The 15,984-nt window shown below is 39.8% G+C and carries 13 protein-coding genes; 7 read left to right on the forward strand and 6 right to left on the reverse strand.

Annotated features, from left to right (window positions below; genetic code table 11):
• The first annotated feature begins 70 nt into the window (after nt 1-70).
• The 4 genes from apbC to asmA all read left to right on the forward strand — a co-directional run bounded on the left by apbC (nt 71) and on the right by asmA (nt 4,612).
• Complete coding sequence (gene apbC, locus EAE91_RS15175) at nt 71-1,183, forward strand: iron-sulfur cluster carrier protein ApbC (protein WP_214089229.1); 1,113 nt, start codon at nt 71-73, stop codon at nt 1,181-1,183.
• Between the two features lie 256 nt (nt 1,184-1,439).
• Nucleotides 1,440-2,081: a uridine kinase gene (gene udk, locus EAE91_RS15180; RefSeq protein ID WP_036777923.1), complete on the forward strand. Its 642-nt coding sequence runs from the start codon at nt 1,440-1,442 to the stop codon at nt 2,079-2,081.
• Between the two features lie 58 nt (nt 2,082-2,139).
• Nucleotides 2,140-2,721 (forward strand): dCTP deaminase, encoded by a 582-nt coding sequence (gene dcd, locus EAE91_RS15185; protein WP_036777925.1) that lies wholly within the window; start codon nt 2,140-2,142, stop codon nt 2,719-2,721.
• 58 nt (nt 2,722-2,779) lie between these two features.
• Nucleotides 2,780-4,612 carry an outer membrane assembly protein AsmA gene (asmA, locus tag EAE91_RS15190; protein ID WP_214089230.1) on the forward strand — a complete coding sequence of 611 codons (1,833 nt, stop codon included), beginning with the start codon at nt 2,780-2,782 and terminating at the stop codon, nt 4,610-4,612.
• A 163-nt stretch (nt 4,613-4,775) separates the two neighbouring features.
• Here the strand turns inward: asmA and EAE91_RS15195 are convergent, their stop codons facing one another.
• Together EAE91_RS15195 and EAE91_RS15200 are read right to left on the reverse strand one after the other, a co-directional pair.
• The gene (locus EAE91_RS15195) at nt 4,776-5,213 is read right to left on the reverse strand and encodes a GNAT family N-acetyltransferase (RefSeq protein WP_214089231.1); all 438 of its coding nucleotides are present in this window, start codon (nt 5,211-5,213) and stop codon (nt 4,776-4,778) included.
• A 291-nt stretch (nt 5,214-5,504) separates the two neighbouring features.
• On the reverse strand, nt 5,505-7,076 hold the full coding sequence (locus tag EAE91_RS15200; protein ID WP_214089232.1) for a TerC family protein: 1,572 nt from the start codon (nt 7,074-7,076) through the stop codon (nt 5,505-5,507).
• A 224-nt stretch (nt 7,077-7,300) separates the two neighbouring features.
• On the opposite strand from EAE91_RS15200, the gene EAE91_RS15205 reads away from it, so the two are divergent.
• On the forward strand, nt 7,301-7,495 hold the full coding sequence (locus EAE91_RS15205) for a hypothetical protein (protein WP_214089233.1): 195 nt from the start codon (nt 7,301-7,303) through the stop codon (nt 7,493-7,495).
• Nucleotides 7,446-8,852, forward strand: a complete 1,407-nt coding sequence (gene gndA / locus EAE91_RS15210) for an NADP-dependent phosphogluconate dehydrogenase (RefSeq protein ID WP_214089234.1) — start codon at nt 7,446-7,448, stop codon at nt 8,850-8,852. The genes EAE91_RS15205 and gndA overlap by 50 nt, the downstream gene beginning before the upstream one ends.
• A 181-nt stretch (nt 8,853-9,033) precedes the next feature.
• On the opposite strand, the gene EAE91_RS15215 is transcribed toward gndA, so the two are convergent.
• From EAE91_RS15215 to EAE91_RS15225, 3 genes are all read right to left on the reverse strand, one after another.
• Nucleotides 9,034-9,663: a beta/gamma crystallin domain-containing protein gene (locus EAE91_RS15215; RefSeq protein ID WP_214089235.1), complete on the reverse strand. Its 630-nt coding sequence runs from the start codon at nt 9,661-9,663 to the stop codon at nt 9,034-9,036.
• A gap of 912 nt (nt 9,664-10,575) precedes the next feature.
• Nucleotides 10,576-11,196, reverse strand: coding sequence for a beta/gamma crystallin domain-containing protein (locus tag EAE91_RS15220; protein ID WP_214089236.1), 621 nt, complete (start codon nt 11,194-11,196; stop codon nt 10,576-10,578).
• A 493-nt stretch (nt 11,197-11,689) separates the two neighbouring features.
• Complete coding sequence (locus EAE91_RS15225; RefSeq protein ID WP_214089237.1) at nt 11,690-12,181, reverse strand: YbaK/prolyl-tRNA synthetase associated domain-containing protein; 492 nt, start codon at nt 12,179-12,181, stop codon at nt 11,690-11,692.
• Nucleotides 12,182-12,605: 424 nt separating this feature from the next.
• Here EAE91_RS15225 and yiaY point away from each other — a divergent pair, with 424 nt between their 5' ends.
• Entirely contained in the window at nt 12,606-13,757 is a 1,152-nt protein-coding gene (yiaY, locus tag EAE91_RS15230) for an L-threonine dehydrogenase (RefSeq protein WP_214089238.1), read from the forward strand.
• Between the two features lie 239 nt (nt 13,758-13,996).
• On the opposite strand, the gene EAE91_RS15235 is transcribed toward yiaY, so the two are convergent.
• Nucleotides 13,997-15,634 (reverse strand): bifunctional metallophosphatase/5'-nucleotidase, encoded by a 1,638-nt coding sequence (locus tag EAE91_RS15235; protein WP_214089239.1) that lies wholly within the window; start codon nt 15,632-15,634, stop codon nt 13,997-13,999.
• Nucleotides 15,635-15,984 lie beyond the last annotated feature (350 nt).

Consider the following 15,984-nt stretch of genomic DNA (forward strand, 5'->3'; position numbering starts at 1 on the left):
CCGAACGCATTGGGTTCTGTTATGATGGAAAGATGGTTTTTAGCTAATGATAATCATTAAAGGAGCCGGGATGAACTCACAATCCCCCGAGCAGACCAATCCTGACCTGCTGAAATCTCAGGTAACAAAAATACTTGCTACTTTTACACACCTGACACTAGAACGTGATTTGATAACATTGAAGGCGCTACATCACTGTACGATGCTTGATGGTGTCTTGCACATTGAATTACTGATGCCGTTTGTCTGGCAACGCGGTTTTAAGGCGTTAAAAGCGGCGACAACGGAAAAATTACAGGCGGTAACTGGCGCAAAATCGGTAGCGTGGAAATTGATCCATGATATCAGCACATTACGTCGTGCTAATGATCTGCCGGGAATTAATGGCGTCCGTAATATTTTGGCTGTCAGCTCAGGTAAAGGTGGGGTGGGTAAATCCAGCACAGCCGTGAACTTGGCGCTGGCATTGGCTCAGGAAGGGGCAAAGGTTGGTATTCTGGATGCAGATATCTACGGCCCTTCTGTTCCGAGTATGTTGGGAACCTCTAAAGAGCGCCCGACTTCTCCTGACGGGCAGCATATGGCACCGATCATGACGCATGGTCTTGCCACTAACTCTATTGGTTATTTAGTAACAGATGATAATGCAATGGTATGGCGTGGCCCAATGGCGAGTAAGGCATTGATGCAGATGTTACAGGATACATTGTGGCCGGATCTTGATTATCTGGTTATTGATATGCCACCAGGAACCGGTGATATTCAGCTCACTTTGTCACAAAACATCCCAGTAACGGGGGCGCTGGTGGTAACAACGCCTCAGGATATTGCCTTGATTGACGCAATGAAAGGTATCGTCATGTTCCAGAAAGTGAAGGTGCCTGTACTGGGGATTGTTGAAAACATGAGTGTGCATATTTGTAGCAACTGTGGTCATTCGGAACCTATCTTTGGTACGGGCGGAGCAGAAAAATTGGCGGCTAAATATCACTGTAACTTATTGGGACAAATCCCTCTGCATATTTCGTTGCGTGAAGACCTTGATCGTGGGCAACCAACTGTTATCAGTGATCCTGATAGTGAATTTACCGATATTTATCGCGAAATTGCCGCGAATATTTCAGCACAGATGTACTGGCAAGGTGAGAAGATACCAACAGAAATTTCGTTCCGTGCTGTTTAATGTTGGCATTTGATTGATGATAACGGGTGGTGGATGTTTTCATTGCCCGTTTTTTTCATGGAGGAAAGCGTGCTTGTCTGATTTCCCTCGTTACGATTTTCCTCGTTACATAGTTTTTATGCGAAACGCCTCGAAAAAAGTGAGACTTATCTTGTTTGCACTGGAACAGATACCATTAACTCCCTATAATCTCGCCAAACTTAGCACTCATAAGTGCTTTGTTCCCATTTTTTTCTAGAATCAGGTTATCTCTATTATGGCTGACGAAGCATATCAGTGCACAATTGTAGGAATTTCTGGTGCATCTGCCTCAGGTAAAAGTCTCATCGCTAATACACTTTATCGTGAATTACGCGCTCAGGTTGGTGATCACAATATCGGCATTATACCAGAGGATTGCTATTATAAAGATCAGAGCAATCTATCAATGGAAGAGCGTTATAAGACTAATTATGACCATCCAAGCTCAATGGATCACAATCTGCTCTTTTCTCACCTGCAAGCGCTGAAAATGGGTGAATCAATTGAATTACCCCAATACGATTATGTTGCTCATACTCGTAAACCAGAAGCGATTCATTTTGCACCGAAAAGGGTTATTATTCTGGAGGGTATTCTGTTATTGACTGATAAACGCTTGCGTCAGGAGATGGACTTCTCTATTTTTGTTGATACGCCATTGGATATTTGCCTTATGCGTCGTATTAAACGGGATGTGCATGAACGGGGACGCTCGCTGGATTCGGTGATTGAGCAATATCATAAAACTGTGCGTCCAATGTTCCTGCAATTTATTGAACCATCAAAACAATATGCAGATATTATTGTGCCGCGCGGAGGTAAAAACCGAGTAGCGATTGATATATTGAAAGCCAAAATTGGTCAGTTCTGCGAATAATAAAACTTTGCTTGTCAGGCATTGAATTGATAAGCATCATCGTATTTGAGAGGAAATAATGCGACTCTGTGACCGCGACATTATTAAATGGCTTGATGAAGGTAAATTGGTCATTGCTCCACGTCCGCCGATTGAACGCATTAACGGAGCGACTGCTGATGTGCGCCTTGGGAATCAGTTTCGTGTTTTCTGTGGTCATACTGCGGCATATATTGATTTGAGTGGGCCGAAAGATGAGGTCAGTGCTGCGCTTGATCGTGTGATGAGTGATGAAATTATCTTGTCTGACGATGAGGTTTTTTTCCTCCACCCTGGCGAGTTGGCACTGGCTGTTACGCTGGAATCCGTCACATTGCCGGATGATTTGGTGGGCTGGCTTGATGGCCGCTCTTCTCTTGCGCGTCTTGGGTTGATGGTGCATGTGACGGCACACCGGATTGATCCGGGTTGGCATGGTCAGATTGTTCTCGAATTCTATAACTCCGGTAAATTGCCTCTGGCGTTACGTCCGGGTATGGTTATCGGTGCTTTGAGTTTTGAGCCGTTGTCTGGTTCTGCTGACCGTCCATATAACCGTCGTCAAGATGCGAAATATAAAAACCAACAAGGTGCGGTGGGTAGCCGTATTGATGAAGATTAATATTTTTATCGGCTATTGAGTTGCATTGACTGTTTTGACAAAAAAAGCTGAGGAAGTCATGAAGAGATTACTGACGACACTGATTATTTTGCTGGTTGTGATTATTACTGGTCTGGCAGCATTAGTCATGTTAGTAAACCCGAATGACTTTCGTGCTTATATGGTCAAGCAGGTGCAAAAGAAGAGTGGCTACCAACTCGTCCTGCAAGATGGTATGCGCTGGCATGTCTGGCCAAAACTGAGCATCATTACTGGGCGTATGTCATTAACGGCACCAGGAGCGGCGCAGCCAACAGTGACGGCAGAAAATATGCGTCTTGATGTGGAATTGTGGCCGCTTCTTTCTCACCAGCTTGCTGTTAAAGAGGTGATGCTGAAAGGGGCGATATTGAGAGTAACCCCGGAGAGTCAGTCTCAGAAAAAAGGGAATACCCCTATTGCACCAAAAGAGAGTACAGCTAATCCTGTTGCGAAGGGTGAGGGTTGGAAGCTTGATATTGCCAGAATTAAGATCGCGGATAGTTTACTTATTTGGCAGCGAGATGATCATGAGCAGTTAAATGTCCGCGATATTAATCTGCAAATGAAACGGGATGGCCAAAACCATATCAGCGTGGGATTAAGTAGCAAAGTCAGTAAGGATCAGCAAGATTTGGCTTTCAATCTTAATGCGGATGTCGATATTACTGATTATCCATATCGTGTTGCGGGTAATATTGATTCCTTTGACTATCAACTCCAAGGCGCAGGTATACCTACGGGAGGAATTAGTGGTTCAGGAAAAGTACATGCTGTTTATCAAAAAGAGACGACAGATGGACCGCAAATAATTTCTTTACAGACGCTAAGTTTCACCGCTAATGAGAGTGAACTGCATGGCAGTATAAAAGCAATGTTGGGGACTCATGCGGATTATCAGATCGATTTATCTTCCCAAAAACTGAATTTAGATAATCTGATGGGATGGAACTTGCTTCCTAAAGATGGCTCGGAGGTTAAACGCTATTACCGGATGGAGAATAGTTCAGCTAAACCTGTGATCGCCGTTTCAAGCTCAGACCTGCCTGATTATAACGTTGCATTTTTAAATGATTTTAATGCTAATGTAACTATTAATGCGGATAAATTTGTTTATCGAGGAATGGAGATCGATAACCTGATATTGAAAGCGACAAGTAATAGTGGTATTGCTGAAATTTCTACTCTGAATGGCAAATTATTTGGTGGTGATTTCTCTATTCCGATTTTTTTAGATGCAACGGGTAATCAACTTAAGTTACATGCAAAACCTTTACTGCGGAATATAGAACTGGAACCGGTACTCAAAGCATTTTCTTTACCACAAGCATTTAGCGGTAAATTTAATCTGAATGGGGATCTTTCTGGTAAAGGGTATGATGGTTATGCGATTTCGCATATTTGGCAGGGTGATCTTAATTTCAGTTTAGTTGATGCCAAAATGTATGGATTAAATATCCCCCAGTTAATCCAGCAATCCGTTGCTCGTGCAACGGATAAAGTGAATATCCCTGATAATATGGATAACTTTACCCGCGCCAAAAAGCTTGATGTTAAAGCGGTACTGAATCGAGGTGATATAAAAATCAGTCGGCTTCATGCGGTATCCGATCTGCTAAATATTGATGGACAGGGTAAGGCTAATCTACTTAAACAAGATGTTGATGTCGCTTTAAAAGTTCAGATAACACAAGGATGGGGCAAAGATAATGAATTGGTTAGCCGTCTGCGGAAAATGAAAGTACCACTGCGGGTTTACGGTAATTGGAGTAATCTGCAATACAACTTGGATATTGAGCAATTGTTGCATAATGAGTTGGAGAACAAAGTAAAACAGGCTATTAACGATTGGGTTGAACGTAGCAGTAATTAGCTGTATTAATAATTCATGCTTGATTTGACCGCTCAATTCTGGTAGTTGACTATTGTGTTTAATCAGATGCTTAAATGAATGCTTATAGCTGTCTGAGCATAGTTACCTATAATAGTTATCTGAGCAGTCAATTTCAGTACAAGGGTAGATTTCAACTTGTGAGTTAAATTTTAATAATTGCTAACATCTCTCCATTTTTTTCATCCATGCCGACTTCAACAAAGCCAAAGTTGGCGTAAAAGTTGCTCGCTACAGTATTGCTTGGCTTATAACAGATTTCTATTTCTTTTAATCCATTTGTTTGCCTAATTTCATTAAGGGCTAGCAGCATTGCCTGGCGTCCAATACCTTTGTTTTGATGTTGTTGATCCACCATAAATCGCCAAATTGATGTCTTTTGATCTGTTTCAGGCACCCACATAAAAAATCCGACAGGTTTGTCGTCTAAGCAAATTGCACGTGTTTGGTATGAAGGATTGAATTTTGACTCAACCAGTGACCATACGTTATCTGCGACATATTCACATTGCTCATCGGTTACTGTTAGATCACAGACATCTTCATAATTGTCTTTATCAACATCAGCGAGAGTTATATTCATATAATATCCTTTTGAGTTAATGAATAATATTATTGATTGGCAAGTGTATATGAAGTTTACTGAATTGAGAAGCTATGGCTTTTTTTTTGTTCTAAATACAAAGTTATTTAATTTAGTTAGATAAATCATTAACCGTATCCGCATAAAGTTCCGCATAGAGTAGTTCCGAATATAGTATTGATAGCAAAGGTTAAAAAAAATCCCGGTACAGTTTAAACTGACCGGGTTTTATTTTGTTTCCGAAGAAAAACTCAGTGATGGCAGATACGATGAGTGATCAATAACACTGAGTTATTCTTTATTTTCTTCCTCTGACGCCAGAGGGGTAATTTTTACCTTATTAATTCGGTGACTAGTTACTTCCAACGGTTCAAACAGATAATTATCAATCTGTAATTGCTCACCTTGTTGTGGAATATGTTGTGAATGTTCCATTAATAAACCTGCCAAGGTTTGATATTCACGTTTTTCATCCAATTGCAAAGGGACATAAAGGATCAAATCATCCAGCGGCATATAGCCATTGGCGATCCAACCACCATTTTCAGTTGCTTGAATATCATGGCGGGCATCAGTTTCTTCGCCATCTACCGGTAAATTACCCGCGATAGTTTCCATTACGTCGGTCAAAGTCACCACACCTTCCACAGAACCAAATTCATCGACAACAAACGCGAAGTGAGTTTGTGCCTGGCGGAACTGCTCCAATGCTTGGAGTAGTGAAAGCTGTTCAGGGAAAATCAGCGGTTGTTTTATCAGCGAATGTAAATCGAAAGGTTGTTGGTTAAGTTGTTGATTCAATAAATCAATAACATGGACAACACCTAATGGTTCGTCACTGATATTTTCATCTGTTACCACAATGCGTGTGTGAGGACTTTTACTCAGTATTTGCGTCAGATTTTCAGTTGGTGCATGAATATCAAGGTACTCCACGTCGTGACGGGAAGTCATGATACTGTTGACGTTGCGCTGCGCCATACCCAGAACTCTGGCAATCATTTGACGTTCTTGTGGATCAAACACTTCCTGATTATCAGAAATCAGATTAGAGGTATGATTGTCCAATTCTGCATTTTCATGCTTACCACTAAGGATGCGTAAAACGGCTTCCGCTGTTCTTTCACGTAGTGAACGGGAAGCAGTAAGAAACCTACGGCGGTTAAACTGAGCAAATTGGTTTAAGGCTTCAATCATAATGGAGAAGCCGATAGCGGCGTACAAGTAACCTTTGGGGATGTGATAACCAAAACCTTCGGCTACCAGACTGAAACCGATCATCAATAAGAAGCTCAGACAGAGAATAACGATAGTCGGGTGAGCATTGACGAAAGTGGTCAGCGGTTTACTTGCCAGTATCATCAGGAACATCGCAATGGTGACTGCCGCGATCATGATACCGATGTTGTCTACCATACCAACAGCAGTAACCACTGAATCCAGCGAGAATACAGCGTCAAGGACAATTATCTGAACGACAACTGTCCAAAATTTAGATGTTTTGCGTTGCTGTCCTGAGTGGGCATCTTTACCTTCCAGCCGTTCATTAAGCTCCATCGTCGCTTTGAACAGTAAGAAAAGACCACCTATCAGCATAATCAGGTCGCGGGCGCTAAATGGATGTTCCCAAAGCGTAATTAATGGATGAGTTAGCGTTATCAGCCAGGAAAGACTAAAAAGCAGTACGACACGCATCAGTAATGCGCAACTCAGACCTGTAATTCTTGCTTTGTCTCTTAGTTTTTCAGGAAGTTTATCTGCCAGAATGGCAATAAAGACCAAGTTGTCGATTCCAAGGACAATTTCTAGAACGATAAGAGTAACCAGTCCAGCCCATATCGTCGGATCAGCGATCCATTCCATACAGTTTGTTTTACCTTTTAATATGACGGCTCATGCCGAATAATGAATAATGGGCATTGACTCATCAAATTTCAATAGTTGATTTTTCATCTTGGGAAGTTTTTTCCAAAAAATGAGGTGTAGCGGTATCGATGGCATCAATAACTATCCATTAGGACTGATCCTGAGTTAACATGTGATCACATTAACAAATTGCACGCTAATTATACCCTATGGATTTCAAGATGGATCGCGGCGGCAAGGAGCGAATCCCCGGGAGCATAGGTAACTATGTGACCGTGGTGAGTGAGTGCAGCCAACAAAGAGGCAACTTGAAAGATAACGGGTATATTATTGGTGTGCAGAATTATCATCAGACAGGAGTTATTCATGTCCAAGCAGCAGATTGGTGTTGTCGGTATGGCGGTGATGGGGCGTAACCTGGCGCTAAATATTGAGAGCCGTGGTTATTCCGTATCTATATTTAACCGTTCAAGTGATAAAACTGACGAAGTGATCGCCGAAAATCCGGGGAAGAAATTAGTTCCAAGTTACACTATCGAAGAATTTGTCGATTCACTGGAAAAACCGCGCCGTATTCTGCTCATGGTTAAGGCTGGCGAAGCAACCGATAAAACTATTGCTTCACTGACGCCACATCTGGATAAAGGTGATATTTTGATTGATGGGGGTAATACCTATTTTCAGGATACTATCCGTCGTAATCGCGAGCTTTCTGCTCAAGGTTTTAATTTTATCGGTACCGGGGTTTCCGGTGGTGAAGAAGGGGCATTGAAAGGGCCATCTATTATGCCTGGCGGTCAGAAAGAGGCGTATGAATTGGTAGCGCCAATTCTGCAAGAAATTGCGGCTAAAGCCGAAGGTGAACCTTGTGTGGCCTATATTGGCCCGGATGGTGCCGGCCATTATGTGAAAATGGTTCACAATGGCATTGAATACGGTGATATGCAGCTCATTGCTGAAGCCTATTCTTTATTGAAGAATGCCCTAAATCTGAGTAATGAAGAACTGTCTGAGATTTTCACTGATTGGAATAACGGCGAATTGAGTAGCTATTTGATTGAAATCACTGCTGATATTTTCCGTAAGAAAGATGAAGCAGGCCAATATTTGGTTGATGTGATTTTGGATGAAGCAGCAAATAAAGGTACGGGTAAGTGGACCAGCCAAAGCTCTTTGGATTTAGGTATTCCAGTAACATTGATCACAGAATCAGTATTTGCACGTTATATCTCTTCTCTGAAAGATCAACGAGTTGCTGCGGCTAAAGTTTTGAGCGGGCCGGAAGCACAACCCTTTAAAGGTGATAAGGCCGAATTTATTGAGAAAGTTCGTCGTGCGCTTTATTTGGGTAAAATTGTCTCTTATGCTCAGGGTTTTCAGCAATTGAAAGCGGCATCTGATGAGTACCAGTGGAATCTTAATTACGGTGAAATTGCCGGGATTTTCCGGGCGGGTTGTATTATTCGCGCTCAATTCCTGCAAAAAATTACTGACGCGTATAACGAAAATGCGGATATTGCTAACCTATTGCTGGCACCTTACTTTAAGAAAATTGCTGATGAATATCAGCAAGCGCTGCGTGATGTTGTCTCGTATGGGGTGCAGAATGGTATTCCAACCCCCACGTTCTCCGCTGCTATTTCTTACTACGATAGTTATCGTTCTGCTGTATTGCCCGCCAATTTAATTCAGGCTCAACGTGATTATTTTGGTGCTCATACTTATAAGCGTACTGATAAAGAGGGTATTTTCCATACCGAATGGATGGAGTAAGCCCGATTATTATCGATTGATCAGGAACGTGGGGAGTCCATATCAGATATGATGTGGTTTTAATTTCCGCGATCATTGGAATCCGCCGTTGCGATTTTTTTAACAAAAGTACCGCAACGGCGTAGCTTAAATTTCAGAATATGACTTGTCTGAGAGTGATGATTGTCACATTAATCCCGGATTAAGCAATAGGATCAGTACTGATAATGTGAAAATCAAAACGATTATTTCCTACATGAACCAGCTTCAAATTTTTAGGGAAATTGAGACCTTCATCGACAGTTGCAATACCGACAGCATCATAAGAAAAATAGAATGACCCGTTACCAATATATTCTCCGGTGTTGACATTTCTTACATAAATTGAAGTGACTATCTCTTTCTGTACCAATAGTTCATTAACGACAGTATAATTATCATCTGTTGTTGCGTTAACGTCGATTGTTTCTTGTTCTTCTCCATTAAATATCTTAACGGTCATAGAGAATTTTATATCTGAATGAGTATCATCGATGATTCTTAGGGCAACCAGTTTTGTATCTTTCTGCATAATTCTGAATTTAGATAATCCTCTGATTTCTCTATCGATATCTGGATTATCGACTACCCACTCATAATATTTACTCTCTGGATCGTTATAATGGCGCCACGCATGGACTTTTGATAACTTGCCAATTTTTACTGAACGGAATTTATCGTTAAGGTTGGAAGGGAGCGATATAATTTTATCGAGCTCTGGGTAATCATGTGACTTACCCTGATAGTTTTTTTCTTCGAAAAATGTGACGCCGGTAATTAATTCTTCTGTCATTCTTTTACTCCTTAAAGTTAATGTAAGTAATATATATACCCGTTATCTTTCAAGCGGCCTCTTTGTTGGCTGCATTCACTCACCCCGGTCACATAGTTCTCTATGCTCTTGGGGATTCGCTCCCTTGCCGTCGCGATGCAACTTGAAATCCATAGGGTATAGGTTGCCAAGAAAAAATGTTTCCGTTAACAAACTCCTATGTAATGCTTTTCTTGAAGTATTAATGTGAAATATATAGTATCCGCTCGTTTCTACTATTTGTACAAATTGGCTTTTTCTATGTAACATTTGCTGCTGATAATTTATTTATTCCTCCTTTTTAGATGTGATATATCTAGTCAAAAAAAGAATAATATTCGATGGGTTAATATTAAAATTAGCATAAAAATGCATAAAGTAAAGCTGTTTAAAAAATACCGAATAATATCTTAATAATCATATTAACATAGTCAAATTGACTGTTTGAAATATGAAAATTTGATACTTTTAGTGAGTCTTGCATATTAAGTTTAGTATTCAATTTAATTGTGAGTATTTTTCATGTTTGTTGTTTTGAGTAGATATTATGAGATTGTTTTTAATTAATAATATTATGAAAATATCTAGATTCAGATATGTAATAACGTAATGGTTGGATTTTTCTATAATTTTTAGAATTAATCGTTAGGGAAGTATTTATCTCAAAGGAAATAGCTTATGATCATTGTTCATGGTATAACTTAACTTAATTTTTTAATTATAAATTTTCATGAAAAACAGTGAATAGCTAACTCATAGTTAAAAATTTATTGTCTTGGCAGAAATGAATACACCGTTGCGGTTTTTGATGATATTCCGCAACGGTGTCGCTTAAATTTTCAGAACGTAGCCTGTCTGAAAACGACGGTTAATTATTATTACATTATGACCGGATTAGTTAGAAAAATCGGTACTGATAATATGAATATCAAAACGATTGCCACCTACATTAACTATTCTGAGATTTTTAGGGAAATTAGCTTTCTCATCAATAGTAACAATACCATTTGCATCACGATAGAAATAGAATGATCCGTTATTAATATATACTCCAGTACTGGTATTTCTTATTGCAATGGCAGTGACTAACTCGGTCTCAAATGGCAGAATACCAACCAGTGCATAATCATCATCAGTTGTTGTTTCAACTGGACCCACGCAATGTGTATTCGTGAACATTGAGAATTTAATACCTGAATAAGTATCATCAATAAGTCTTAATGCAACCAGACAGGTATCTTTTGGTGCTACTTTGAACTTAGATAATCCTCTAATTTCTCTATCAATATCTGGATGATCGTATTCCCATTCACGATAGCGTTGACCTGGTTCCCAATCGCTCTGGTGACGCCATGCATAAACTTTTGATAATGTTCCAATTCTTACTGAGCGGAATCTATCGTTGAGATCATAAGGCAATGGAATAATGATATCGTTTTCTGGATAATGGTGCGCTTCACCTAGGAAGTATTTTCTATCGAAAAAGGTTGCACCTGTAACTAACTTATGAGTCATATTTCTCTATTCCTTAAACTTTATTTTAAAAAAACGTCATCTTTCTTTTTGAATGCGATATGAGAATACAGTGAGTGTGGGTTCTTGTATTTAATAAAATATAATGAATAGGCATATTAAATTGTTGCCGATACAACATTAATATAATTGACATGTCATTTTATGCTGATAATTGAAATAAAGGTTCTGAAATTAAAAATAATTGAAAATTCCTATCAAAAGACACCTTTATTGGGGTAGGGAATTATCCCATAATGTAATTGATAAATTTTTGTATATGGCTCAGTAGTGAATAATTAGATATTCATGGTATTTGATAATTATACCTCTCTGTTTAATGTTTATATAATGTAGCAATAATAATGACTTTATCTAGTGATATAGATTTATTGGGGCGGGATAGTCACCACTTTAAATGAATATGTTTAGAATATTATCTTAAATAGCCTATTTCCATAGGCTATTTGATAAATATCATCTTTCGCAATGGTATTTACTCTACCCGGTGAAAACTCACCAATTCAGGTTGTGCAATTCGGTGATAATCTTTAGTGTTAAGAATCACTGAGCGTTCAAGGCTGCCGGCATTAAAAGCCAGTTCATCGAAACGTTCAAACAATAAAGGGTCTGCGACTAGTTTCAGGTCTGGATGGAAACTAAAAGGTGGAATAGCGCCAAACACACATTGAGTCAGCTCAAAAACTTCTTTAGGGCTTGCCAGTGAGGCGCGGTTGCCACCGATCTGTTTTGCCAGTAAAGAGAGGTCTGCTTGTTGATCCGCAGGTAGTACAGCGAGTACATATTGACGGAATCTTTCCCCTTTAACATGGCAAACTAACCCTTTTGCCCCTTGTCCAAGTTGCGTACCTCGGATTTTTGCAACTTCTTCGGAACGTCCGGCGGTTGGATGTTCCATCACCCGATAGCTGGCATGATGGTTATCGAGTAATGCAGTCAGGCGGTTAAATATTTCGTTAGAGGGCAAAATAAACTCCTAAGTAATAATTTTGTGAATTGATATATACCCTACGGATTTCAAGATGCATCGCGACGGCAAGGGAGTGAATCCCCGAGAGCATAGCAAACTATGTGACCGGGGTGAGCGAGCGCAGCCAACAAAGAGGCAATTTGAAAGATAACGGGTATATTAATCTTATCGATTATTGTATTTATTATATTATCAATTACATATATTACCAAGAGGGAAAATTATCAAATATCTATTTTAATAAACATCATGTTAACTCTACCGGTGTATATATTTATATTTTTTGAATTATGTGGTTTAAATAGAACTATTATTTATGTTTATTGCAAGAGCAATGATCTGTAGTTCCATTAGGTGATTTTTAAATTTTAATTTTTATATATTTTCATTCTAAAACTATTTTAATATTAAGGAATTATCAATGATGACTACGACTTTTTTTATGGCCTCAGTAAATATGTTTGGTGCGGGTTGTTTGGTTGAAGCGATAAATGCGATGAAAGGCGATGGTTATAAGCGAGCATTAATTGTGACGGATCATGTTTTAAATGAAATTGGAGTAGTAGCAAAAGTTCAATCTTTATTATCTGATGTTGATATTGAGAATGCGGTTTATGATGGTACCAATCCGAATCCGACGACAGTTAACGTTGAGGAAGGTTTGGATATTCTGCGTCAGCATAATAGCGATTGTGTTATTTCTTTAGGTGGTGGTTCGTCGCATGATTGTGCAAAGGCGATTGTGTTGGTTGCTGCTAATGGAGGAGATATCCGGGATTATGTAGGTATTGGTCGTTCATCTAAACCGCATTTGCCATTAATCTCAGTCAATACTACTGCGGGTACTGCGTCAGAAATGTCACGTTTCTGTGTCATTACCGATACTGAAAGCCATATTAAAATGGCCATTGCTGACAAGAAAATAACACCTGTTTTGTCTGTGAACGATGCAGAATTGATGGTAGGAATGCCGAAAGGGTTAACTGCCGCAACTGGAATGGATGCAATGACTCATGCGGTTGAAGCCTATGTTTCTACTGAGGCTAACCCAATAACGGATGCTTGTGCATTGAAAGCAATCTCAATGATTAGTCACTCTTTACGTCAGGCAGTTGCAGATAGGAGCAATATAGAAGCACGTGAAAACATGGCTTATGCACAATTCTTGGCGGGTATGGCGTTTAATAGTGCATTATTGGGGTATGTTCACGCCATGTCTCACCAATTGGGTGGTACTTATAATTTACCACACGGTATATGCAATGCTGTTTTATTACCGCACGTTCAAGAGTTCAACGCCAAAGCGGTTGCGGGTCGTTTGAAAGATATTGCCGCTGCGATGGGGATAGATGTGAACGCTATGAATGATCAGCAAGGGGCTGCGGCATGTATTGCTGAAATTCGTAAGTTGTTAAAAGATATTGGTATTCCGTCGGGTCTAGCGGAACTGAATGTCAAACTAAAAGATTTACCAGAGTTAGCAACTAATGCTTTGAAAGATATATGTTGTTTGACTAATCCCACTCAAGCTACCCATGAAGAGATTGTTTCGATCTTTAAAGCGGCCATGTGATTTATAAACGTTCATTTCGTGTAGATACCTATGCCTAATTGGGCGGGGAACTGTTACTAAAAGGCGACGTAGATGTATACGTCGCCTGATAGTCGTTTTTTGTGTGACTGCTTTTTTGCCCTTTTCACTACCGGAAAAGGGTTGTAGATCGCGGTTACAGAGGGAAGCGATATATGTATCCGCTGTGCCTATTTCGTCTGGTATTGTTAATAACATAACCTAACGAAATAGGTTGGTAATTATTCTTCGTTCACATTAATGATGCGATCTTGTTTAGGATAAGCAATGGGAGATTTTTCAGCGAAATATTTTATTACAGCGTCAACATCTGGCACATCATATATAGGATCGATACCCTCGTTAAATACAGAGAAATTACTTCCCCCTGTTGCCAGAAATTCGTTAGCAACTACACGGTATTTCCCATTTAATTCAATGGGTTTACTATTGATTTTTATTGAGCTGGTAATAACACGATTGCCTACTGGTTTGGCGCTATTCCACTGATATTCAAAGCCATTAGAAACCGCTAAAATTTGTGGGCGTGAGCGATCCCATTGTTGTTCCAGCAGACGTTTAATTTGTTCACCGGTTAGTGTCTTAGTTAATAATATATTGGAGAATGGCTGAACAGCGTAGATAGCATTATAAGTTACCTCACCGCTAGTCATGTCAGCACGAATACCGCCGCTGTTCATAAATGCAATTTGGGCACCGCCACTCTCTTTAGATGCAGCAGTATACAAATGTGCATCTGCAATCACTTTACCCAGTGAAGATTCACCAGCACGATTAGTTTGCCTATTCAGATTGCTATCCAACTTACCAATGACCCGGTTTGCCAATGGAGCGGCTATTTTTTCATATGCATCCAATACCTTCGTCACTTCTGGATCTTTTTCATATTTGTGGTTATCAACCAAAATATTTTCCGCTTTAAAATCCACAATATCCTTAGTGGATCTGTCCAGTTTTAGATCCAAGCTAGTTATTAACTCGCCATTAGCCTGTGCAGAAGTGACTGGCTTACCATTAATCACACAGTTATATGCCTGATGGGTGTGACCAGTAATGACGAAATCAATCTCTTTATCCAGTTGATTAACAATATGCAACACTTCGCCGGTTAAAGCATTGCAGGCATTCACATCAATCGGCTTGCCATCACTTTTTTGTTCAGCACCTTCATGAATCAGAACGCCTATTGCTTTAACACCTTGTTTCTGTAGCTCAGGTACTAAAGCATTAATGGTTTTAACTTCTTCAGCGAAGCTCAAACCTTCGGTTCCGCTTGGTGTCACGATTTCTGGAGTTCCTTCCAGAGTCAGACCAATGAAAGCTATCGGAATGCCTTCAAATTGTTTAATGATATATGCAGGAAATAGTGTCTTACCTGTTTGATTGACGGTGACATTTGCTGCCAGATACTGGAATTTCGCCCCCGTAAATGGCTCTGACCCCTGGCAACCAGTTGCAGGATGACAGCCACCATTCTGTTTACGCAGCAGTTCATCCTTACCTTTATCAAACTCATGATTACCAACAGCGGTTGCTTCCAAACCTACTTTGGATAGCGTTTCAATCGTTGGCTCATCATGGAACATTGAAGAGAGTAATGGGCTTGCACCGATCATATCACCAGCACCAACCACAATATTGTTAGGTTTCTCGTTCTTTAATTCCTTGATTAGTGTGGACATATGTTCAATACCACCTGACTTGTTGGTATCTGGTGCTTTTAGCGCACCATGAAAGTCATTCATAGCCAGGACACGAACATCAATAATATCTGCTTTATTATGATCAGGTTTAATGACACATCCGGTCAATAGGGCACTACCAATCGCCAAAAAAATTAATTTATACTTATTATTCATCTTATTTATCTCTTGATATTGAGTTCAATTTTAGCCAATCACATTTAAGTTTTTGCTGTAATAAATGTAAAGTTTATCACGATTGATCTGAACAGTATGGCTCTTCAACGAACGCAGATTATTGTACTTGGAAATGGCAAAATGTTTATCTGAACTAGGCTGTGTCCCTTAATATCAATTAATAGTATTATTATCTGATTGATTTCGATGCAGGAACAAAATGGTGGCACGTTACGACATTTCTGATGATGCTTGGATATTGATAGAATCTTGTTTGCCCCCTGTACGTTCAGGGCAGGCAGGACGTCCACATGTTGAACACCGCAGTGTGATGAATGGGATGTTCTGGG

The organism is Photorhabdus noenieputensis (assembly GCF_018448935.1).
In the GTDB taxonomy this organism is placed as follows: Bacteria; Pseudomonadota; Gammaproteobacteria; order Enterobacterales; family Enterobacteriaceae; genus Photorhabdus; species Photorhabdus noenieputensis.